A 22,968-nucleotide genomic window follows, 5' to 3' on the forward strand; every position below is an offset into this window, starting at 1 on the left:
ACCTGAGTAGGTTCTTGAGGCTAGAGCCTTGAACCTCTTCCACGTCCTAAGGACGTGGTTCTTATGTGTAATAGAAACAACAATATTAAAAGCAGTGAAAATTTCACATCTATAAATCCTGCCGCCCAATAAGCAGATTGATTCGTTATTTTGACCGAGCCACTATTTGTTTTAACCCAACCATCATGTTTAATTCTGTCCTTAAAGCGAATCAGCTCAAGATCCAGATTTTTAATCATATCGTCAAAAGCCATATCGAAACCTTGTCGTGATTTTTGAGTCACCACACTATCAACACCGATAGCAGTGGATCGTTTAGCTAATTTACTCACCCCTGGCGCACGCATCAATAACTTACGACTACGGACATCAAATACGGCAGTATCGACAAAGGTTTGTATCGTATTTTCATTGCCCGGAATAACGTACATGCCGACAATCGTCCAATAGAGTAAGGAAGCATTGTTTTGTTCTGATCGGGTCAGTTGGTCGTATGAAACCAAGGCAATGATGTCAACATCGTGAATATTGGCCACTTGCTGGAGGGTGTCGAAACCCTGCCCCTTCCGAACTCCATGGTGTTTAAGATAGGTACTAGGAATGATAGATATATTTTCTATAAAAGGGTGTTTACCAAAGGACTGTTTAACTTTATTTAGAAGTTGATATTTTGTGCTTTCGTCTAACGAGCGACTTCGCCAATGTTGCGACGGTAAAAATGCTATTCCCACTTTGATGGGAAGCTCTAGTAACGCGGGGCCAGACTTTTCAACTTTGTTAGAATCTTTTCCTGAATATAAAAAACTCGCTAAACTACTTGAAACGGTATGTTGTCCAGATTTCTGACTTACCAAACCTGAACATCCTGACAGGGCAACAACAGCCAAAAAGAGTAAACAAATTGTATAAAGCGCTCTTTGATATCTATTTGGATATCTATGATGTGGATTTATCAGTTCTGATACATTGTGCTCTTTTGCAGTTCCAGTATTAGGTGCAGTGTCAGTTGCAGATTTATTAATAGCAATTTGCCAAATTTTGATCATTTCAACATCCTTTCTAAGCATATAAACTGATTACTAGAGAGTCTGCGCAAGAGCGTCAAACAAGGTCTAGAATCAATATGCGAAAAGAATAATCGTACTGATCAGCTTTTGACTATTGAAACAAGAATAGTGTTAAAAACACATATTCAGGGTATCGATATTTAATACTTTTATTTTTAAGCAGTAAAATTACACTCCGTTATTTTTGGTTTGATGTCGAGATGTTTTTTTCAGAAAGAATCAATATCATGATTTTTTTATTTCACCACTTTTTTCTGAAAAGCCAGGATTTAAAAATGACAAAGCACCTGTCGTTTTGCAGGTGCTTTGTGAAACTAGACTATTGTGTAGCCGTCGTTCCGTCTGCATTCTTCTCAACTTCTTCACAGATTGGCAATTTCAGATTTGCCTTATCCTCGTCTGACATCTTATCCACTTCCGCTGATGTAATGCAATCGATGGTCACAGCATCCCCGTCAACTATTTCAGTTTTGGTTTCTGCAAATCCTGGCAAACTAAAACCTATTGCCAATAAAATTGAAGTTGCTACTGCTGTTTTTTTGATAGTCATATTTGACTCCTTAAAAAGTTTTAAATATTATTTAATAATTATGAAACAACAACTTATTAAAATAAGGCACAAGTCGATTCCCTCGCTGCCACCTCATAATATTGATGTTGTCGCTTCGGAAAATAGGACTTAGTGAATTTCAAATAGTTTCATTTAGTTTTCATAAAAACTAAATTTCAATTTCAATTTTTTTGTAAAAACCACACTTAAGTTGATGGTTTTAATAGCGAATTTTTGTTCAAAAATTAAGCAAATAAAATGAAAATTAAATTAAATATTTTTCATTTTTCTGACTTAAAAATAATTTAATTAATGAACAAAAATAAATATTCATTAGAAAATTGCCCTGTTCCTGAGTTAATTTATAATGAGTAATTAGCACTAAGTCACCCCCCCTACTTTGAGCCCGTTTTTTTTGAAATTTTCAAGAAAGAAACATCACTAGAAGAATTAAACCATTAAAAAAACTTCTTTTTAGCGGTTCAATTTAAGGCTTATTTTTTAATACTTTTAGTTTAAGGAATGTTTGATGAATACCCTGCCACCTATTTACTCGTCTAAATTCCCTCCTACATTAACTACAGAAACGGCCTGGAAAGGTCCTTCCATCAAAAATACACGAGAAAAATGGGTTTATACGTTTAAGCAGGAAGATATTGATGAGATTAACGAGGCCGTTGCAAAATTTATTGCATCTGATTTAAAGCTAGAAGCAATATCTAAAGATAACTTTCAACTACCTTTGCTAGGGAATAAGCTCAACAAAATCAAGTCAGAGCTTACCGATGGCTTAGGCTTCAAGCTATTCAGAGGTCTAGATATCTCTACCTATAATAGAGAAGAAGTTGCCACGCTCTTTATGGGAATCGGCTCCCATCTTGGCAATCCTCGCTCACAAAATGCCGCAGGTCATCTATTGGGCCATGTGCGTGATATCGGCGCAGATGAAAACGACCCAAACAGCAGAATTTACCAAACGAATTCGCGCCAAACGTTTCACACAGATAGTGCTGATGTCGTTGGCCTCATCTGTTTAAAGACGGCAAAGTCCGGCGGTGAGTCGCTCTTAGTGAGTGCAGAGTCGATCTATAATGAAATGTTAAAACGTCGACCAGATTTAGTTAAATTACTGTTCTCTCCCGTCGCTACAGATAAAAGAGGTGAAGTCGAACCAGGACAAAAACCTTTTTTCACCATACCTGTGTTTAGCTGGTTCAAGGAAAAATTAACGGTTATCTATCAAAGGCAGTATATCAATTCCGGACAACGCTTTGACGGCGTACCAGAGTTACCAGAAAATTATGTCGATGCGCTTAATATGTTCGATGAATTAGCGAATGATGAAAGCCTCAACCTATCGATGAAACTGGAAGTGGGCGACATGCAATTTGTACACAATCACAACATGCTGCACGACAGACGTGGTTTTATGGATTGGCCAGAGCGAGAAAACAGACGTCACCTATTACGCTTATGGTTAAGTGTGCCTGACGACAGAGAACTGCCGCCAATCTTTAAGGAACGCTACGGCGAGATAGATGTTGGAAATCGAGGTGGTGTCATTGTAGAAGGCACGAAACTTCATGCTCCAATTGATTAGAACCAAAAATATAACAAGTTAATTAAGGTCTATGTCTTATCTTTTATAGACATCAAACACAGTAAAGCGCCAATCACGCACGGCCAAAACCGAGGTATAACCAAGACGTTCACTCAGTGAAAGTGTGACGTCTTCTTTTGCCATTTCATCAAATTCTCTGGCAAGTCGTTCCAGTTTTCTTTGAAAAATTGCATTTGATTCTTGCGACAACATACCATTCAAAACGACTAGCTTTTCTTCCGGCTTTGAGAACTTAGAATTGAAAAACTCCGATTCGATACTCTCCCTAAAAAATCGTTGAATATGACCGTTATTTCGCCATTTAAAGTTTGAAGATATTTTTATCTTAATTTTATTATTCGGCAGTAGTTCGATAATATTCAAACGATCAAGCTTGGCTAAATGCTGAATGCATTGTGCTTCTGTGAAGTTATAAGCCTGTAGAATTTCTTCCAGAGTCCAGTTGTTGATTACCATAATCGTAATCAGTAACAGCTCTCTATCACTGACTAATTGCTGCTCTTGCTCGTCACTCAGTTCACTGATTTGCCTTGCTGTAGAATCATTTACCTTCTGCATCAGTTCGGTGATTTCCATATCCAGCATCTGACAAATTGCATCCAAACGATTCAAACTCACTGTCTGCTGAGCAAACATGCGCTTTACGCTTGCTTCGGACAACTCCAGATATTTCGCGACATCAGCATAGGTTTTTCCATGAGATTTAAGAGTTTTCTTTAAAGTGCTGATTATCAGGGTTGTTTGTGCCATATTCTATACGCCATTTAATGGCATCCGATGAATGATAAAACGTTTAAACTTAATACATTGTGCCTCAAATAGATCAGGAAATGAAACATGACTGATAACCTGCAACAACAGTTTAAAAATAACGATACCAAATTTGATTTTGATAAAGAGATCAACAGAAAGAACAGTTACAGCAAGAAATGGGATAAGTATCAAGGTAAAGATATCATCCCCTTTTGGATAGCAGACTCAGACTTTGAAACCGCCCCTGCCATTTTGGAAGCATTACACCAAAGAGTAGATCAAGGTGTATTTGGTTATACCGAACAAGGCTCTACTGGTGTCCGTGAAGCCATTATTTCGCACCTGTCTTATCATTATGACTGGCCAATTAAAAGCGAATGGATTGTGCCACTTTCGAGCCTTGTTAATGGATTAACGTTCTCTTCTCTCCTCGCAGGAAACGAAGGTGATGAAATCATTGTGCCTGAAATTATCTATCCCCCCTTCAATTTCGTCGTTGCTAATACCAAGAGAAAACGAATCAGAATCCCGATGCGCCTAGAAGCCGAACGTTGGTCTCTGGATTTAGATGCTCTGGAAGCAGCTATAACATCAAACACCAAAATGGTTTTATTTTGTAACCCACATAATCCCGGGGGTACTGTTTATACCGAACAAGAACTACTAAATTTACAGAGGATTTGTAAGAAACATGATTTATTGATCTGTTCGGATGAAATTCACTGCGATTTAATTTTGGATGAGGATAAAAAGCATCATCCATTCGGTAATCTTAATAAAGATGCGGCAAATCGCAGTATTACCTTAATGGCGGCAAGTAAAACCTATAACGTAGCAGGTTTAAGTTTTGGGTTTGCCATTATTCCCAATGAAGAAATACGTAAAAAGTTTGCAAAAGACGTTTTAGAAAAAGCGCCTGAAGTCAATTTACTCGGTCAAGTTGCGACAGAGGCGGCATTTAAACATGGCGAAAGCTGGAGACTACAGCAGATCGATTATTTAAGAGATAACCACGATTATCTGTTACGAGAAATCAACGCTATACCAGGTTTGAAGATGTTCCCTTTAGAAGCGACCTATCTCGCATGGATCGATGTCTCCGTACTAGCACTCGACAATGCAGAATCCTTTTTTGAAAACGCAGGCATCGGCATATCAGCAGGTGTCTATTTTGGTGATAAAAACTTTATTAGACTCAACTTTGCCTGTCGTCGATCGTTACTCGAAGAAGCGATTAAACGTATTAAAAAGGCTGTTTCTGAATTATAAAATCTAACATACTTCTAACTCATATATGAACTAAGTAGCAACTGATACACTACTAAAACACATTAAATCTGTTAAGGAATTACCACATGTTGATATCAAACCTTGAATTTATGACGGGTAGAAAAGTCACCAAACACCTAGGACTTGTTCAAGGTAGCTCTGTTCGTGCCAAGCACGCCGGTCGTGACATCATGTCGGGAATTAAAAATATGTTCGGTGGTGAACTCACTGCCTATACCGAACTATTACAGGAGTCACGTGAAGAAGCCACCGAGCGCATGATTGAGCAAGCCCGTTCGGTGGGCGCTAACGCGGTACTCAACGTGAGATTTTCCACCTCCAGCATCACGGCGGGGGCAGCTGAAATTTATGTGTATGGTACTGCTGTTATTCTTGATGGTGATGACTAATTGTTTCCAAATACCTACATATAGTTAATCATTAGTCACCCCCCTACTTTTAGCGAGTATTTTGTTTTGTTGTTTGAAACCTTAAACTAGATTATTTTTTTTAGCATCAGACACTTTTTAAACGCGTTTTACGGTAAATATTATGGATCAAATACTCATCGTCGCCGTCCTTGTTACATTGGGTTATTTCTTTGGCCGTCGCGCAGAAAAAAAACATTTCATCAGCTTGATCGAAAGAGAAAAAGTGATGAATCAATTGCCAGCGATGGCAAGCCGAATGCCTCCTCAGGATAATCGGTACGAACAAAAACTGGTTTCCGGAAATGTCGTCATCGCTAACGATTACTTCAAAACTTTTGTCGCTGGTTTGCGCAATTTATTCGGCGGGAAAATCAGTACCTACGAAACGCTACTAGATAGAGGAAGACGCGAAGCCGTATTGCGCATGAAAGATCAGGCACAGCAATTTGGTGCAGAATTAGTCTTTAATGTGAAATACGAGACTTCCAGTATTTCAGGACAAGACAGTAGAAAAATGCCCATTATCGAAGTACATGCCTATGGCACAGCTTTGAAAAAGCTTTAATAAAATTAAGCCAATACTATCGGTATCTACCCAAATTTATGCAATACGAAAATCCGCAAATACCCGAAGACATTAATACCAGCAAAGAGAACCCTTTAAAGGAATTTTCTACACTGTTAATAGGATCGATTGCGCTTGTTATACTCGTTTCGCTAGTACTTAGTGTTGGCGGCAGTTGGTTAGCCGGCTTGATCCCGTACAACGCAGAGAAGAAAGTAGCGGGTTTGTACGATGTTTCCGCTCATGATGACAATAAAGAACATCAACAGATCACCGAATACTTACAACAACTCGCGGATAAGATTAGTAAGACGCAAAACCTTCCTGAAGAAATAAAAATCAAAATACACTATATGCATTCGGATACGATGAATGCCTTTGCCACCCTTGGTGGAAATGTATTTATGTTTAAAGGCTTACTGGAAAAACTTCCAAACGAAAATACCTTAGTCACCTTGCTGGGACATGAAATTGCTCACGTAAAATATCGACACCCCATAAAATCCTTAGGCAGCGGTATTGCGGTGTCGATTGCTATGACAACACTAGGTAGAAGCGCTGACAGCCAAATACTCGGCGATACCGGGCTGCTCTCTACCCTGCACTTTAGTCGTGAAATGGAAAAACAGTCGGATCTTGAAGCAATGAATACCCTGCAAGCACTTTATGGGCATCTAAATGGTGGTGCAGAGCTGTTTCGAATTTTTCATAATGAGCGCGCTGCAATGGATTCAAAAGCACCCGCTGAATTTTTTAGTACCCATCCCCTAGATGAAAAACGCATTCAGAGTTTTAGCAATACAGCTAAAGAAAAAGGTTGGGCAGAAACGGGGACATTGACCCCTCTTCCTGATTTTTATCGCAACGCTTTTAATTAACCTATTTTTTTTAAAAAGAATGCCTGGAAAATACTTGTAAACATTAAGCAAACCGCAACTAATCGAGAATTAAACTGTAAATAAATTATCGTTTCAGTAAAATGGCCTTTTGCATTCATGTTCATAACTTTGCCTAGAACACAATATGGCGCGATCGATGCTTGATTAATCCCTATAAACCACCATGATTCCACGATGAAATTTATAAAATATATAACCGCCGTACTGTTTTACTTCATTTTTGATAGCTTTTTTATGGCTTTTATCGGACTTCTTGTGGGCGGCTTTATTAGTTTCAAACTCTCTGGTGGTCTCATTGGACAACTCAGTGGCTTTGGTAATGTTGGCGGTATAACTGGCATAAAAACGAATAAACAAGCAGCTTTCTTTAAAACAGTTTTCACCTTAATGGGAAAATTGGCAAAAGCTGATGGGCGTGTTTCTGAAGAAGAAATCGCTCACGTTGAAACCTTCATGAAACAACTCAATATGAGTACCGAGAATCGTAAACGTGCGATTAATCATTTTCAGGAAGGTGCAAAAGCAGACTACGATATCGAACCACTGATTCAGGAATTCAACCGGGTAAATGCAACATCACCCAACCTAAAGCAAATGGTGATGGTATATCTGATTCGTGTGGCGATTGCTGATGGTAAATTAGAACAAGCAGAAACTGATTTATTACGTTCTATCGCACAGCAGTTTGGCTACTCACCACAAGCATTCGAACAGCTTATGGCAATGCTACACGGCCAGGATCAATTCTCAGGGGGGCATTACCAACAAGGCGGTCACAGTTCTGGGGTTGGCGGTTACACATCCGTTAATGCTATTGATGCAGCCTATCAAGCGTTAGGAGTGACTAAAGAAAATACCGATGCTGAGATCAAAAAAGCCTACCGTCGTCTGGTTCGTGAATATCATCCGGACAAACTTATGGGACAAGGCCTTCCCGAAGAAATGATTAAAGAAGCCACCGAACGCTCTCAGGAAATTCAAACCGCATACGATACAATAAAGAAAACCCGAGGAATGAAGTAGAAAAACAGCCCAGCTATGCATAAATTCTATTTACATTTTTAAACTACAAAAACGTAAAATCATCCATAAGTAGGGGGGTGACTTACAATTCAAAATCCTCTCTACTTTATTCACAATTTATCCACAGCTTATAACCAATCTATTCATAAGATTTGGTACTAACTATTAAACGCTATCCAAGATAAACTAAACCCATGTCAGCAATACTCACCCACGATTCATCTGTAGAACATTTAAAGGTTCCCCCTCATTCTATCGAAGCAGAGCAATCTGTACTCGGTGGCCTATTATTGGAAAATATGGCGTGGGATAAAGTAGCGGACGTCATTACCGAACACGACTTTTATCGACATGATCACCGCCTCATTTTCCGTTCTATTGCAGAGCTAGCTGAGACAGATAAACCACGCGACGTGATTACATTATCAGAGTGGCTTAAAGACAGAGATGAGTTAGACAATGCAGGTGGGCTTGCCTACTTAGGTACACTTGCTAAAGACACGCCGAGTGCAGCAAACATAAAAGCCTACGCTGATATAGTTCGTGAAAAATCTGTATTACGCCAACTCATTAGCATTGGCTCTGAAATTTCGGAAGACGCCTTCAATGCGGGAGAAAGACCCAGTAAAGAGCTGCTCGATGAAGCAGAGAAAAAAGTATTCGAAATAGCAGAACAAGGTAATCGTAAACAAGATTTCCACACGATTAAGAACCTTCTTAAATCAACGCTAGCAAAAATCGATGAATTAAGTAAATCGACGGAATCCATCACTGGAGCCTCAACTGGTTACACCGATCTTGACGCCATGACTTCTGGCTTGCAGAAAGGTGATTTGATTATCGTTGCTGGTCGTCCTTCGATGGGCAAAACAACATTCTCTATGAACGTAGCGGAGTTTATTGCGGTAAACGATAAAAAGCCGGTAGCCATATTCAGTATGGAGATGCCCGCAGAACAACTGGTATTAAGAATGTTTGCGTCATTAGGTCGTGTACCCTTGAATGATATTCGTACTGGTAAAATTCGTGAAGAAGATTGGCCTCGAATAGGTATGGCAGTAAAAACGTTTGGAGAAACCAAACTATTTATCGATGATACTGCGGCAATGTCTCCCACGGAAATGCGTGCAAAAGCACGTCGACTACATCGTGAACACGGCTGTATGGGGTGTATTGTTATAGACTATATTCAGTTGATGCAAACAAATAACAAATCAGATAACCGTGCCGCAGAAATTTCTGAGATTTCTCGATCACTTAAAGCATTAGCTAAAGAACTAGAATGTCCTGTGATTGCTCTTTCTCAGTTAAACCGTAGTTTGGAACAACGCCCAAATAAACGTCCTATCATGTCAGATTTACGTGAATCTGGAGCGATCGAGCAGGATGCCGACGTTATCATGTTCATCTATCGTGATGAAGTTTACGATGAAAACTCACCAGACAAAGGCATGGCTGAAGTAATCATCGGCAAACAACGTCAAGGTGCAATTGGTAAAATTCGTTTGACCTTTACCGGTAAATACACCCGCTTCGATAACTTCATGCCTGATATTTACGCTCCGGATAGTTAACCCTCTCTTCTTATTACATTGCTCTATAATTTAATTGAAAGTAGCTTATGAAACGTTCCGCACGCATTACCATTCATCCAGAAGCTTTACAGCATAATTTAAAACGCGCCAGAGAATGCGCACCGAACTCTAAAGTCTTTTCTGTGATTAAAGCCAATGCCTATGGTCATAACTCAGTAGCAACAGCTGGAACTCTATACCCGAATACTGATGCTTTTGCGGTTTCTTGTGTACCAGAGGCTGTTGTTCTGCGTGAAGGTAGCATTGATTTACCCATCAAGATTCTCCAAGGCCATCAAAATAATGATGATTTGAATATCGCTGCGGATTTGAATTTACGATTGATGGTGCACGAAGAACGTCAATTGACACTATTAGATCAATATTCCAATAAAGGTAAGAAAAATCATCGTTTTGACATTACCCTAAAAGTTGATTCTGGTATGCATAGACTAGGTTTTCAACCTGATCGCATCCATGATCTTTACACCAAACTAAAAAATCATCCTCATGTAAATCCTGACAACCTCATGCTTGCCACTCATTTCTCGAGCGCTGATGAACCAGATAAAGAAACAACTTTGGACCAGGTAAAGACTTTTAATAAAGCTTGTGAAGGAATAAATGCACCAAAAAGCCTGTGTAATTCTGCGGGCGTTCTAGTCTGGAAAGATGCACATGCTGACTGGGTTCGTCCTGGTATCATGCTTTACGGCAGCTCTCCTTTTTCTGATAAAGACAAAGACAGTGACTCTTTTGATTTACAGGCAGCCATGACTTTCGAAGCACCTGTCATCTCAGTTCATACCTTGAAAAAAGGCGATTGCATTGGCTATTCTGCCACTTGGCAGTGCCCTAAAGATATGCAAGTTGCTGTCATTGCCTGTGGTTATGCCGATGGGTACCCAAGACATGCAGCAAGTGGCACACCTGTATGGATCAACGGAAAAACGACCGAGTTACTGGGTCGTGTGGCTATGGATATGATTGTCGTGAATGCTGACGATCATAAAGAGAACCCAATAAAAGTTGGTGACTGGGCTGAACTATGGGGTAAAAATCTAAGCGTCGATAGCATTGCAGAAAAAGCCGAAACCATCCCATACGAAATTCTTTGTAATGCGGGCAACTTAAGACAAGCTTGATAATCGATTAAATATTCTTTCTCAATATACTTTTTTTAATCTCAGGTGATCAATTACTTGATATAAATCATACCCCACTACTTCTATTGGAACTTATAGTGATGTTATGCATCCAATAACCGAAGAACTTAACTAAAAAATATATAAGGGGTAAAACATGTATAACAAATCATCAATTAAATCAGTAATCACTACTTCTGTGTTTATTGCTATCTTTTCATCAGTGTTCGTTTTAAGTGGTTGTTCCAATACCAGTAAAGAGTCTCAAGGCGCTATTGCAGGTTCAGTACTAGGTGGCGTTGTTGGTCACCAGTTTGGCAAGGGCAGTGGAAAAACGGCAATGACTGTCATTGGCGCTGTAGTTGGTGGCATGGTTGGTGGCAATATAGGTCGCGGATTAGATCAGGAAGATCAGCGTAGAATCAGCCAATCTCTCGAGACTACTCCTGATAATCAAAGAGTAGCGTGGGATAACCCTAACACCAAAACCAATTACGAATTTACACCCATCAATAAATACGAAGGCAATGTAAATGGTCAGCAGACTCAATGTCGTGACTATGTAATGGATGCGTGGATAGATGGGCGCAAGCAACAGGTTCATGGTCGAGCCTGTAAAAACAGTAATGGTCAATGGATTAATGCACAGTAATTTCATTGCTATTAATCTTTTAAAAAAGGAGCTTATTTAGCTCCTTTTTTTATGTCTATAAAAACCAATTATTCAGTTATGTATGAATTTTCATTAAGCTATCAAGATAACTAAAGTTTACGAATGTAATCAGTTCCGCCAAGTTGCTTCATTTGTTTCAAAATCCACTTTTGACGTTTGACCAATGCAGGACTAGGATCATTCACATTGGATATCGCAGGTTTAGGCAAAACTGCAGCGAGCATTGCAGATTCTTCCATCGATAAATCCTGCACCTTTTTATCAAACAATAAATGACTCGCTTCCTTCACTCCAAAAATAGCATCACCAAATTGAGCGATGTTCAAATAAACTTCGAGAATACGTTTCTTAGGCCAGGCGATTTCCAGTGATACACCCAAACCAGCCTCAATTAGCTTTCTAATATAGCTGCGCTGATTCCATAAAAATAAATTTTTCGCTGTTTGCTGTGTGATAGTACTAGCGCCGCGCGGTGCAGATTTCCCTCTACTATTCTGGGCTAGCGCTTTTTTCAACTCAATCGTATCAATCCCCCAATGATTGGGGAAACGTTGATCTTCTGCAGCGACAACAGCCAATGCAAGGTGCGGAGGTATTTTCTCCCAATCCACCCATTGATAGGCGGCTTTTTCGTAGATTTCAGGAGCGTTAGCGGCGAGTGAATTCTGTTTATAAATAAAAGAGGATGTCGGTAACGGCACCCAGCGAAAAACCAACAGTACCGCAAATAAGAGCAGGACCGAAAGCAATGTAGCTTGTGCAAAGAGCCTCAAGACTCGAGAGAAGATACCTCGTTTCTTTAGTTTCTTTTTACTTTCCGATTCGTTGCTATGATACTCTTTCAATTTTGAAAATAGTCCTTATATTTCATACTCTAACAATGTAGATAATAGCTTTTAAATTAAATAAATGCAGATAAACATTCACTCAGAAATATCGCAAATACCTGGCGATTCATGGAATAAATTGGTTAAAGACAATAACCCATTTGTACGTCATGAATTTCTCTCTGCATTAGAAACTCACGGCTGTGCAAGTCAGGAGTTCGGTTGGCATCCCTGTCACATAGCCATCTATGAAGAAGATCAACTAGTTGCTGCAATGCCGCTTTATACAAAAACTAACACTTATGGAGAGTTTGTTTTCGACCACGCTTGGTCAGATGCCTATCATAGAAATAACATTCCCTATTTTCCTAAATTAGTTTCATCAATTCCATATACGCCCGCTAGTGGTCAACGACTTTTATGCGAATCAGGAAGATCTGACGAGCTTTACCCATTATTGATAGAGACCATTAAGCAATTTGCTGGTGAACAAAACTACAGTAGTTTTCATTGTTTATTTGCAAATAGTGATGAACAGGACTGGCTGGAAGATTACGGGCTGCTCGCACGTCATGATTGTCAGTTTCATTGGCACAATCAAGACTACTCTACTTTTGATGACTTTTTGGCAAAGCTGACACCCAAGAAACGTAAAAATATCCGACAAGAACGCCGAAGAGTAGAACAACAGGCTGTTAACCTACGCATATTAAATGGTCACACTGCGACAGATGAAGACTGGAAAAACTTCTCTAAATTTTACGAGCAAACCTTCGCTGAAAAATATGGAACCGCTACCCTAAACGAAGGCTTCTTTAAAGAAGTTGCACATGCCCTGCCAGATCAAGTCATTCTAGTACTAGCTGATGATCTATCTAAACAGCCTGAAGGTAGCGATACCGGACAGGAAGAATGCATTGCAGGCTCTCTAATGTTCGCAAGCGATACTATTCTCTATGGTAGACATTGGGGCTGTATTGAACAAATAGACAAACTCCATTTTGAAGCCTGTTACTATCAAGGTATCGAATATTGTATTGAACATAAATTACAGACATTTGAGCCCGGAGCACAAGGCGAACATAAAATTGCGCGAGGCTTTATACCTACGCTGACCCGATCTAGCCATTGGCTAAATAATTCACCTTTTCAAGAATCTATTGAAAACTATGTTAAACATGAGCAAGCAGGCGTGAAGGCTTATATGGATTCACTCAAATCTCCTTATCAAGAAGAAAAGTAACTTAACTGAACTACTATGATGAATATCCAGAAGCCATTTTCAGAATCCTGCGTGCAAAATCAGCAAGCCATACTCGATGTCTTATTACCCTTATTAAAAGACAAAAAACACGTTCTTGAGATAGGAAGTGGTACAGGGCAACACGCTGTTTTCTTTGCTAAACATATGCCGCATTTGATCTGGCAAACCAGTGATCAAAGTATGTATCACAATGGTATAAAACTCTGGTTAGATGATGCTGATTTAGAAAATACTCGATCACCGTTAGCAATTAATGTCTCTACAGATCAATGGCCTAAAGAAACTTTCGATACTATTTTCTCAGCAAATGCGGTACATATTATGTCGTGGGATAATGTAGTTGATTACTTCAAAAATGCTTGCCCTCTTCTGGAAGCTGAAGGCTATTTTATCTTATATGGCCCATTTAATTATAACGGTGAATATACCAGCGAAAGTAATGCAAACTTTGATCTATGGCTGAAGAACAATGACCCTAAAAGTTGCATCAAGGACTTTGAGAAACTCAATGACCTCGCAGAGCAAGGTGATATGAAGTTTGTAGATGATATCGCCATGCCAGCAAATAATCGTATTTTGATTTGGCAAAAAGCGGGCAAATAATCCAATGATTAAATATTAATACTATGAAAGATCACCCCCCTACTTTTAGCACAAAATTAGTTCGTGACCTTACATGGGTGATTGCTAGCCCACCAATACAATCGGGACATATCGGTAATACCTACTGGTGGGACGACGATAAATGCCAAAACGAATACAAGGACTGCCTCGCAACCTTAATTGAACTAGACAAAGATCCATCACCCTTAGAACAGCATTTACATCAAGTAAAGAGCAAACGCTTAGGGCATAGATTCGAAGCCTTAGTTTCGTATTGGCTAAGCATCAGCCCCAACTACGAACTGATTCAACAAAACATCCAGATTATTGAAGAAGGAGTCACCTATGGTGAGATTGACTTCATAATTAAGGAAGTATCGACAGGCAAAAATATCCACCTAGAAGTCTGTGTTAAATTTTACTTAGGAACAAAACCTTATGAAGATCCGTATCGCTGGTTTGGTACAAACACAACCGATCAACTAGGCAAAAAACTAGACCATTTATTAAGTCATCAATCTCAATTGAGTAAAAAACACGAACAATATTTCTCTCACAAAGTTGACGAACAAATAGACGAAAGACATTGTTTTATTAAAGGCAGATTGTTCTACCCTGAAGGAAGTAGCGATACTGCTGAAGGAATTACGGAGAATCATCTCAGAGGCTTATGGAGTTATTCTAATATCACCGACATAACCGAAGGGAAATATTTAGCGTTGAATAAAACGCTTTGGTTATCCGAACTCAATCATAAAGATATCATTGATCTGCAGAACAATCCTGTGAAAATTTTTGAAGATAGAGCGCAATGCTATGTTGAAATTAATCGAGATGAGCAAAATAACTACCAAGAAATTAATCGAGTATTCTTTCTACCCGATGAATTTACATTTCCTTCAGACAATAAAAACCCCCTATAAGTAGGGGGGTGTGTTTTTCTATATTTATCTAGAGATTACAAAAGCTTAGTTAAATAAACTATTATTTATCTAAGGCTGACTTTCTAAGATTTAAGCACTCTTAAAATATCTTCTAACTCTGTGATTATCTGACGTGATAATTGATTAGCCTTTGCACTATCATCATCTGCTTCAACACCTGATAGCTTTTGACGCGCGCCATTGATTGTATAACCCTGCTCGTGCAGAAGACTACGAATCTGACGAATTAAAAGCACATCATCACGTTGATAGTAACGACGATTTCCACGACGCTTCATCGGTTTTAGGTTAGGAAATTCTTGTTCCCAGTAGCGTAAGACATGAGCCTTAACGCCACAAAGATTACTGACTTCCCCTATTGTGAAATACCGTTTACTCGGTATTGCAGGTAGTTCTTTATTATTGGATGCTTCCAGCATACTTTTCTACTCTTTGCTTTAGTTTTTGACCAGGACGGAAAGTTACAACACGACGAGCGCTGACTGGAATTGCTTCACCTGATTTCGGGTTTCTTCCAGGACGTTGTGCTTTATCGCGCAACATGAAGTTTCCAAAACCAGATAATTTAATATTTTGCCCTTCTTCCAAAGCAGTTCTAATTTCTTCAAAAAACATTTCTACGAGTTCTTTAGCTTCTCGTTTGTTTAGCCCTAATTCATCAAACAGATGTTCAACCATGCCTGCTTTCGTCAATGTCATAAGTGCTGCTCTCCTTGTGTAAATAACAACGGCCACATATAGTAAATAGAAAAAAATAAAGTCTGCTATTTTCCTATATATTTTTACCTTAATACTGCCCCTGTATGATTATTTAGCGCTTCCATGATCTTCTCAACATGGGCACTGATTTCTTGTTCTTCTAGGGTGCGCGAAAAATCCTGAAAAATCAAGCCTAAAGCGAGACTTTTTTGCCCAGAATCTACATTCTCCCCAGAATAAACATCAAATACAAAGCTATCAACAATCTGCTGAATATTCAAACTATTCAGTACCTTAGCAATTGTAGAGTACTCAACGTCTTTATTCACCAACAATGCAAGATCTCTACGGACTGAAGGATAAGGTGAAAGCTTGGTATATTCTGGTAGTTTCTTGTGCGAGATATTATCCATATCCAGTTCAAAAACAAACACTTGCTGATCTAAATCCAGTTTCTTCTCAACCGCAGGATGCAATGCTCCGCAAACGCCAACAACCTGATTATCAGAAATAATATTGGTTGATTGTCCAGGGTGCAATGCCGAATGATCAGACTTTACAAACTCGAATGTTTGACCTGTTGCTTCTTCCAATAACGCTTCCACATCACCTTTAAGATCAAAGAAATCGACACTTCTAGATTCTGCATTCCACTGCTCTGAATAAACATTACCAGTGATGGCGCCAGCTAATTTCTTTCTTTGAGTCAAACCTTCAGATGTCTTTAAGAAACTTAGACCTGTTTCAAAGAAACGTACACGTGGCTGTTGACGCTTTACGTTCTTATCAAGCGCCGGAATTAGTCCTGACCACAAGGTACTGCGCATAATCGACAACTCTTCAGAAATCGGATTTGATAACGCTATTTGCTCTTGATCAGGGCTTAAAAGTGATTCAACTTCAGGTGGCACAAAACTATATGTGATTGCTTCCTGATAGCCTCTATTAACAAGAATATTACGTAATGTATTCTCATCGACCAGCGTTTCTTCTTTTCTTGCGATACGTGGTTCCATTGGGCGTAAACGAGCGGGAATATTATCGTAACCATAGATACGGGCAACTTCTTCGACAAAGTCTTCAGGCGTAGCCAAATCGAAACGGAAAACTGGCGGAGTGATATTCCAACCATTTTCAGTAGTTTCAACATTACAGCCTAGACGCGTAAGGATATCTTCAACACGCGTATCGTCTATCTCGATACCGAGGTGACGCTTGATACGTCTGCGCTCGAAATGTACAGCATCACGCTGTTGCAGATCATCTCTGGTACTGACATCATTGAATGGCCCTACTTCGCCACCACAGATCTCTGTAATAAGCTCAGATGCACGTTCAATCGCTTTAACTTGTAAATCTGGAGATACTCCTCTTTCAAAACGATGTGAAGAGTCCGTATGAAGTCCGTACTTACGAGATTTCCCCATAATTTTCTCAGGAACAAAGTAAGCACTTTCTAAATATATGTTCTGGGTATCATCGGTAACCGAACTATCTTCACCACCCATAATTCCAGCTAGAGCGAGCGCTTTTTCTTCATCCGCGATAACCATCGTATCAGCGCTTAATAAAATTTCTTTGCCATCTAGCAGTGTTAGCTTTTCACCTTCGACCGCATTTCGCACATCAATACCGCCGCTAAGCTTATCGAAATCAAAACCATGCATAGGCTGACCTAGCTCGAGCATCACGTAATTAGTGATATCAACTACAGGACCTAAACTGCGAATTCCAGAACGCTGTAATTTTTCAACAATCCAATCAGGAGTCTTAGCTTTGACGTCTAAGTTATTAATAATTCTACCAACATATCGTTGACATAAATCATCAGCTGTAATTTTTACCGGGAAAGATTGTTCGTGATCGAGTGAAGCTGCTTTAACTGAAACCTCAGTTACAGGCGCTTGCATGATTACACCTAACTCACGAGCTACACCTGCTACACACAATAAATCAGCACGGTTTGGCGTTGCATCTAAATCAAGTACAACATCATCTAAATCTAGTACTTCTCTTAAGTTTTTACCTAGTTCAGCACTATCAGGAATTGGAAGTAGACCTTCTCCAGCCTCACCCATACCAAGCGTTTCAGAACCACAGAACATACCTTGTGATAAAACACCGCGTAATTTTCCCTTTTTTATCTTAAGTGGCTTTTCGTTTGCATCAGCACTAGGAAGAATCGCTCCTATCATTGCAACAGGGACTTTTTGCTCAAGCACAACAGTTGCATTAGTAACAATCTGTAATAACTCATCGCTACCAATATTAACCTGACAGACGCGTAAACGATCTGCATCAGGATGTTGTTCGATACTCTTGATTTGACCCACTCTCACATCAGTGAAAGCAGAAGCAACGGGATCAATACCATCCAATTCTGTGCCTGCCATAATGAGTTGATGCGCAACTTCGTCTGTTGTTGCATCGAGTTCAACCCATTCTCTTAACCAGTTTTCACTTACTTTCATAGCTTTCTACTTACCTTAATATCAACTTCACGCAAACTGCTTTAGGAAACGTACATCGTTATCAAACAACTTACGTAAATCATCAATGCCATATCTCAGCATGGCTAAACGATCAATACCGAAGCCAAATGCAAAACCTGTATATACCTCTGGATCTATCCCAACATGACGGAATACTTCTGGGTTCACCATGCCGCAACCCATCACCTCAATCCAACCTGTATTACCACAAACACGACAACCTTTTCCTTGGCACAACACACATTGAATATCTGTTTCTGCTGAAGGTTCTGTAAATGGGAAGTAATGAGGTCTAAAGCGAGTTGGTAAGTCTTCTACTTCAAAAAATGCTTTAAAGAATGCTTCTAAAATGCCTTTAAGATCAGAGAAAGTAACGTCTTTATCTACCATCAAACCTTCAACCTGATGGAACATGGGGCTGTGAGTTACATCTGAATCACAGCGATATACACGACCTGGCGCGATAATACGCAAAGGTGGCTCTTGGTTTTCCATAGTACGAATTTGTACAGGCGAAGTATGCGTTCTTAATAAAGTTCCATCACCAAAATAGAAAGTATCGTGAGATGCTCGAGATGGATGATGATCTGGAATATTTAACGCAGTGAAATTGTGATAGTCATCTTCAATTTCAGGACCCACTTCAACACCAAAACCTAACTGCATGAATATTTCTTCGATGCGCTTGGCGGTGCGAGTTACAGGATGCAAACTCCCCTCACCCATTTTGCGGCCAGGCAAAGAGATATCCAGACTCTCATTTTGTAATCGCTGATTTAATGCTTCAACTTCAAGAGACTCTTTCTTAGTATTAATTAATTCAGATAAAGCCTGTTTAGCTTTATTGATCTCTTGTCCCGCTTCACGTCGTTGTTCAGCAGGTAATTGACCCAACTGCTTTAGTTGACCAGTGATTAACCCTTTCTTACCAAGATAATGCACACGTACATCATCAAGTTCTGTGAGGTTAGTTGCCGCATCAAGCTGCTGTTGAGCTTGTTGCATGAGTTCTGTCAGTTTGTCCACTGAAGTCTCCGTAATCCGTTATTGAGTATTTGTTTAGTAATCTACGTTTTCATTAGTAAAAACGAGCAACAAAAATTTTGCACAAAAAAAGCGAGGGAAGGCAGAAACCTTTCCTCGCTTTGATTTACATCTTTTATTCGTCTGTTATAAGAAAAAGCTTATTGCTTATAAATAACAATCAGACGGAACAGTAAACTAAGCTAGGGCAGCTTTTGCCTTCTCAGCCAACTGTCCAAAAGCATCGATATCATGTACAGCTAAATCAGCTAACATTTTACGATCGACTTCGATCTCTGCTTTCTTAAGACCGTTCATGAATACGCTGTAAGACATATCAAACATACGAGCTGCCGCATTGATACGAACAATCCATAAACTACGGAATTGACGTTTCTTTTGACGACGGTCACGGTATGCATATTGACCTGCTTTAGTAACTGCTTGATTCGCTACACGATAAACTCGGCTTCGTGCACCGTAATAACCTTTAGCTTTCTTTAATACTTTCTTGTGTTTTGCGCGTGCCGTAACACCACGTTTTACTCTTGCCATTTTCTATATCCTCATTTCTCTATTTAAAGCGTTACTGATCTCAAACGTACGGAAGCATTCTGCGAACCATTGGTGTATCGACTTTCTCGACGACATCACCAGCTCGTAAATGACGCTTACGTTTGCTGCTTTTTTTAGTAAGGATGTGGCGCAGATGTGACTGCTTACACTTGAACGTGCCATTAGCACGCTTGCGGAAACGCTTTGCAGCGCCGCTGTTGGTTTTCATCTTAGGCATCTTAACTCTCCATTATTGGTCATAGTTCTATTTAAATTTTTAACAATCTAAACATTCGAAACGAAACTATGATGAGTGAAAACATTCCTATAAGAGTGCCTCTCCTTAAGGAATGATATAAATTCTTGGTCTTTATTTAAGTTGCAGTTATAAAACTACAATCCTAAAAGTTTAAGCCTGACCTTTTTCTTTCTTAATTGGACCAATCACCATAATCATCTGACGACCTTCCATTTTTGGAAACTGTTCAACAGATCCATATTCTTCCAGATCTTTCTCTACACGTTTAAGCATTTCCATACCTAATTCGCGATGGGCCATTTCACGACCTCTAAAGCGGATAGTTACTTTCGTCTTATCCCCTTCCTGAAGAAACTCAATCAACTTTTTCAACTTGATATTGTAATCGCCAATATCAGTTCCAGGTCTCATTTTAATTTCTTTAACCTGAGTCTTCTTCTGCTTCTTCTTGTTTGCGCCTTTTTGCTTGCTCTGTGAGAACTTGAACTTACCGTAGTCCATAATGCGACATACAGGTGGTTCAGCCGTTGGTACAATTTCAACCAAATCTAATGAATCTACTGCAGCTCTTTCCATCGCATCAGTAGTTTTAACGACACCTACGTTTTCGCCGTCCTTATCAATAAGTCTAACTTGTGGTACGTTAATCTCATCATTGACCCGATTCTTCTTTGGTTTAGCGATATTCTTTATCCTCTATAACTTATAAATATACATAAATAGAATAATACTATTCAGGTATTCCGCAACTAGCATTTTCTTTTGTTATTCGTTCTATTAACTCATCAATAGGTAAACTACCAAGGTCTTCACCAGATAGTGTACGCACTGCAACTGAGTTAGTTTCTACTTCTCGATCACCAACCACCAAAAGGTAGGGAGTGCGTTGAAGCGTGTGCTCGCGAATTTTAAAGCCTATCTTCTCATTTCTCAAGTCTGAAACAGCTCTAATTCCGCTTTTTTTCAAGGTATTTTCAACTTTTCTCACAAAATCAGACTGTTTATCCGTAATATTCAAAATAACGGCTTGAACAGGTGATAACCAAAGTGGAAACTTACCTTCATGATGCTCAATCAATATTCCAATAAATCTCTCGAAAGAACCCAATATTGCACGATGCAGCATAACGGGTGGTTTACGCGACCCATCTTCTGACACATATTCTGCATCAAGACGCACAGGCATAGAAAAATCCACCTGAATTGTTCCTAATTGCCACACACGGCCAATACTGTCTTTCAAAGAAAATTCAATTTTAGGACCATAAAAAGCACCTTCTCCTGGTAACTCTTCCCAATCAAGGTTCTGCGCATCCAAGGCATCACCTAATGCTTTCTCTGCCTTATCCCAGTCTTCGTCGCTTCCTACTCTATTCTCAGGTCGCGTTGATAAGCGATAGATAACATCATCAAAACCGAAGTCACGATAAACATCGTGAAGGAACTCAATAAAATCTGCTACTTCTGGTTGGATCTGCTCTTCAGTACAGAAAATATGACCATCGTCTTGAACAAAACCACGCACACGCATCAAACCATGCAATGCTCCAGACATCTCATTTCTATGACATGCACCGAACTCTGCAATCCTTAAAGGAAGGTCACGATAACTCTTAAGGCCTTGATTAAATATTTGAACATGACACGGACAATTCATCGGCTTTAGTGCGAACTGACGACCATCAGATTCTAATGAGAACATGTCTTCACTGTACTTAGCAGCGTGACCAGAACGTTCCCATAAAGAAAAGTCTACCAACTCAGGTGTATTCACCTCTTTGTAACCGCGTAAGCGTTGTTGCTCACGCATATACTGAGAAATCACCTGATAAATTGTCCAGCCTTTATCGTGCCAGAAAATTTGCCCTGGTGCTTCGTCTTGAATATGGAATAAATCTAGCTTGCGCCCTATTTTTCTATGATCGCGTTTCTCTGCTTCCTCTACACGGTGCAAATAAGCCTTAAGTGCTTTTTTGTTTTCCCATGCTGTTCCATAAATGCGTTGTAACATCTCATTATTAGAATCACCACGCCAATAAGCACCAGCAAGTTTAGTTAACTTAACCGCTGGAATTTTACCGGTACTTGGAACATGTGGCCCACGACAAAGGTCGATAAAATCACCTTGCTTATAAAGAGATAGATCTTCATCACTAGGGATGCTTTCAATGATTTCAGCTTTATACGTTTCACCCATATCACGGAAAAACTTAACCGCATCATCTCGAGACATGACACTACGTTCTACAGGTAAATCTTGCTTGATCAAATCCTGCATACGTTTTTCGATAGCATCTACATCTTCTGGCGTGAAAGCACGCTCATATGAAAAGTCATAGAAAAAACCATCTTCAATCACAGGACCAATAGTAACCTGTGCTTCAGGGAATAATTGCTTAACAGCCTGAGCCATTAAATGCGCCGAAGAGTGACGTATAACATCCACACCCTCTGGGCTGTTAGTTGTGATTATACTCAGCGATACATCTTCATCGATGATATGACTAGCATCGTATTGTTTTCCATCTATAGCACCTGCAAGTGTAGCTTTGGCTAAACCCGGACCGATATCTGCTGCCACATCTAAAATGGATACTGCGTTGTCGAATGAACGCTGACTGCCGTCTGGCAAAGTGATTGTTGGCATGTTATTCCCCAGTGGTGACCCTTACGAGAGGCCACGTGTTTATTATTTACAAAAAAACACAAAATTAAATTAAGTATTTGGTAGG

23 protein-coding genes and 1 pseudogene are annotated in these 22,968 nt (G+C 39.6%); 12 read left to right on the forward strand and 12 right to left on the reverse strand.

The annotated features are described in order from the left end of the window. Window positions 1–20: 20 nt before the first annotated feature. Both rhlP and Q1A31_RS11215 read right to left on the reverse strand, forming a co-directional pair. The gene (gene rhlP, locus Q1A31_RS11210; RefSeq protein ID WP_299876364.1) at window positions 21–1,046 is read right to left on the reverse strand and encodes a rhombotarget lipoprotein; all 1,026 of its coding nucleotides are present in this window, start codon (window positions 1,044–1,046) and stop codon (window positions 21–23) included. Window positions 1,047–1,386: 340 nt separating this feature from the next. After that, a complete protein-coding gene (locus tag Q1A31_RS11215) occupies window positions 1,387–1,617 on the reverse strand; it encodes a hypothetical protein (protein WP_299876366.1) in 231 nt (76 codons plus the stop codon). A 529-nt stretch (window positions 1,618–2,146) separates the two neighbouring features. Here Q1A31_RS11215 and Q1A31_RS11220 point away from each other — a divergent pair. Further along, window positions 2,147–3,217, forward strand: a complete 1,071-nt coding sequence (locus tag Q1A31_RS11220; RefSeq protein WP_299876368.1) for a TauD/TfdA family dioxygenase — start codon at window positions 2,147–2,149, stop codon at window positions 3,215–3,217. A gap of 36 nt (window positions 3,218–3,253) precedes the next feature. On the opposite strand, the gene Q1A31_RS11225 is transcribed toward Q1A31_RS11220, so the two are convergent. Next, window positions 3,254–3,988: a helix-turn-helix transcriptional regulator gene (locus Q1A31_RS11225; RefSeq protein ID WP_299876370.1), complete on the reverse strand. Its 735-nt coding sequence runs from the start codon at window positions 3,986–3,988 to the stop codon at window positions 3,254–3,256. Between the two features lie 87 nt (window positions 3,989–4,075). Here Q1A31_RS11225 and Q1A31_RS11230 point away from each other — a divergent pair, with 87 nt between their 5' ends. The 8 genes and pseudogenes from Q1A31_RS11230 to Q1A31_RS21000 all read left to right on the forward strand — a co-directional run. After that, window positions 4,076–5,260: a MalY/PatB family protein gene (locus Q1A31_RS11230; RefSeq protein ID WP_299876372.1), complete on the forward strand. Its 1,185-nt coding sequence runs from the start codon at window positions 4,076–4,078 to the stop codon at window positions 5,258–5,260. An 86-nt stretch (window positions 5,261–5,346) separates the two neighbouring features. Continuing rightward, window positions 5,347–5,670, forward strand: coding sequence for a YbjQ family protein (locus Q1A31_RS11235; protein WP_299876373.1), 324 nt, complete (start codon window positions 5,347–5,349; stop codon window positions 5,668–5,670). A gap of 142 nt (window positions 5,671–5,812) precedes the next feature. Continuing rightward, window positions 5,813–6,256, forward strand: a complete 444-nt coding sequence (locus tag Q1A31_RS11240; protein WP_299876375.1) for a YbjQ family protein — start codon at window positions 5,813–5,815, stop codon at window positions 6,254–6,256. A gap of 38 nt (window positions 6,257–6,294) precedes the next feature. Further along, complete coding sequence (locus tag Q1A31_RS11245) at window positions 6,295–7,134, forward strand: M48 family metallopeptidase (RefSeq protein ID WP_299876377.1); 840 nt, start codon at window positions 6,295–6,297, stop codon at window positions 7,132–7,134. A gap of 195 nt (window positions 7,135–7,329) precedes the next feature. Beyond that, a complete protein-coding gene (gene djlA / locus Q1A31_RS11250; RefSeq protein ID WP_299876379.1) occupies window positions 7,330–8,178 on the forward strand; it encodes a co-chaperone DjlA in 849 nt (282 codons plus the stop codon). Between the two features lie 194 nt (window positions 8,179–8,372). Continuing rightward, complete coding sequence (gene dnaB / locus Q1A31_RS11255) at window positions 8,373–9,752, forward strand: replicative DNA helicase (RefSeq protein WP_299876380.1); 1,380 nt, start codon at window positions 8,373–8,375, stop codon at window positions 9,750–9,752. A 47-nt stretch (window positions 9,753–9,799) separates the two neighbouring features. Next, window positions 9,800–10,897 (forward strand): alanine racemase, encoded by a 1,098-nt coding sequence (gene alr, locus Q1A31_RS11260; RefSeq protein ID WP_299876382.1) that lies wholly within the window; start codon window positions 9,800–9,802, stop codon window positions 10,895–10,897. Window positions 10,898–11,171: 274 nt separating this feature from the next. Continuing rightward, window positions 11,172–11,276, forward strand: a pseudogene (locus Q1A31_RS21000) (glycine zipper 2TM domain-containing protein); the annotation flags it as partial. Between the two features lie 383 nt (window positions 11,277–11,659). Here the strand turns inward: Q1A31_RS21000 and mtgA are convergent. Next, on the reverse strand, window positions 11,660–12,415 hold the full coding sequence (mtgA, locus tag Q1A31_RS11270) for a monofunctional biosynthetic peptidoglycan transglycosylase (protein WP_299876386.1): 756 nt from the start codon (window positions 12,413–12,415) through the stop codon (window positions 11,660–11,662). A 64-nt stretch (window positions 12,416–12,479) separates the two neighbouring features. Between mtgA and Q1A31_RS11275 the strand changes: the two genes are divergently transcribed. The 3 genes from Q1A31_RS11275 to Q1A31_RS11285 are packed head-to-tail and all read left to right on the forward strand — an operon-like array spanning window position 12,480 to window position 15,187. Further along, window positions 12,480–13,640 (forward strand): GNAT family N-acetyltransferase, encoded by a 1,161-nt coding sequence (locus Q1A31_RS11275; protein WP_299876390.1) that lies wholly within the window; start codon window positions 12,480–12,482, stop codon window positions 13,638–13,640. 15 nt (window positions 13,641–13,655) lie between these two features. Further along, window positions 13,656–14,264: a DUF938 domain-containing protein gene (locus Q1A31_RS11280; RefSeq protein WP_299876392.1), complete on the forward strand. Its 609-nt coding sequence runs from the start codon at window positions 13,656–13,658 to the stop codon at window positions 14,262–14,264. 23 nt (window positions 14,265–14,287) lie between these two features. Continuing rightward, window positions 14,288–15,187 carry a DUF1853 family protein gene (locus Q1A31_RS11285; protein ID WP_299876394.1) on the forward strand — a complete coding sequence of 300 codons (900 nt, stop codon included), beginning with the start codon at window positions 14,288–14,290 and terminating at the stop codon, window positions 15,185–15,187. An 83-nt stretch (window positions 15,188–15,270) separates the two neighbouring features. Here the strand turns inward: Q1A31_RS11285 and Q1A31_RS11290 are convergent, their stop codons facing one another. The 8 genes from Q1A31_RS11290 to thrS form a co-directional block, all read right to left on the reverse strand. Beyond that, on the reverse strand, window positions 15,271–15,627 hold the full coding sequence (locus Q1A31_RS11290) for a MerR family transcriptional regulator (protein ID WP_299876396.1): 357 nt from the start codon (window positions 15,625–15,627) through the stop codon (window positions 15,271–15,273). After that, window positions 15,608–15,907, reverse strand: a complete 300-nt coding sequence (locus Q1A31_RS11295) for an integration host factor subunit alpha (protein ID WP_131906958.1) — start codon at window positions 15,905–15,907, stop codon at window positions 15,608–15,610. The genes Q1A31_RS11290 and Q1A31_RS11295 overlap by 20 nt, the downstream gene beginning before the upstream one ends. Window positions 15,908–15,990: 83 nt before the next feature. Beyond that, window positions 15,991–18,378 carry a phenylalanine--tRNA ligase subunit beta gene (pheT, locus tag Q1A31_RS11300; RefSeq protein WP_299876401.1) on the reverse strand — a complete coding sequence of 796 codons (2,388 nt, stop codon included), beginning with the start codon at window positions 18,376–18,378 and terminating at the stop codon, window positions 15,991–15,993. A gap of 27 nt (window positions 18,379–18,405) precedes the next feature. Then, a complete protein-coding gene (gene pheS, locus Q1A31_RS11305; protein WP_299876403.1) occupies window positions 18,406–19,425 on the reverse strand; it encodes a phenylalanine--tRNA ligase subunit alpha in 1,020 nt (339 codons plus the stop codon). A 195-nt stretch (window positions 19,426–19,620) separates the two neighbouring features. Further along, window positions 19,621–19,977: a 50S ribosomal protein L20 gene (gene rplT / locus Q1A31_RS11310; protein WP_131906961.1), complete on the reverse strand. Its 357-nt coding sequence runs from the start codon at window positions 19,975–19,977 to the stop codon at window positions 19,621–19,623. A gap of 40 nt (window positions 19,978–20,017) precedes the next feature. Then, window positions 20,018–20,215: a 50S ribosomal protein L35 gene (gene rpmI / locus Q1A31_RS11315; RefSeq protein WP_131906962.1), complete on the reverse strand. Its 198-nt coding sequence runs from the start codon at window positions 20,213–20,215 to the stop codon at window positions 20,018–20,020. Between the two features lie 171 nt (window positions 20,216–20,386). Continuing rightward, a complete protein-coding gene (infC, locus tag Q1A31_RS11320; RefSeq protein WP_299876511.1) occupies window positions 20,387–20,929 on the reverse strand; it encodes a translation initiation factor IF-3 in 543 nt (180 codons plus the stop codon). 37 nt (window positions 20,930–20,966) lie between these two features. Further along, entirely contained in the window at window positions 20,967–22,883 is a 1,917-nt protein-coding gene (gene thrS, locus Q1A31_RS11325; protein ID WP_299876408.1) for a threonine--tRNA ligase, read from the reverse strand. Between the last annotated feature and the right edge of the window lie 85 nt (window positions 22,884–22,968).

The organism is uncultured Cocleimonas sp. (genome assembly GCF_947495625.1).
Lineage (GTDB): Bacteria > Pseudomonadota > Gammaproteobacteria > Thiotrichales > Thiotrichaceae > Cocleimonas.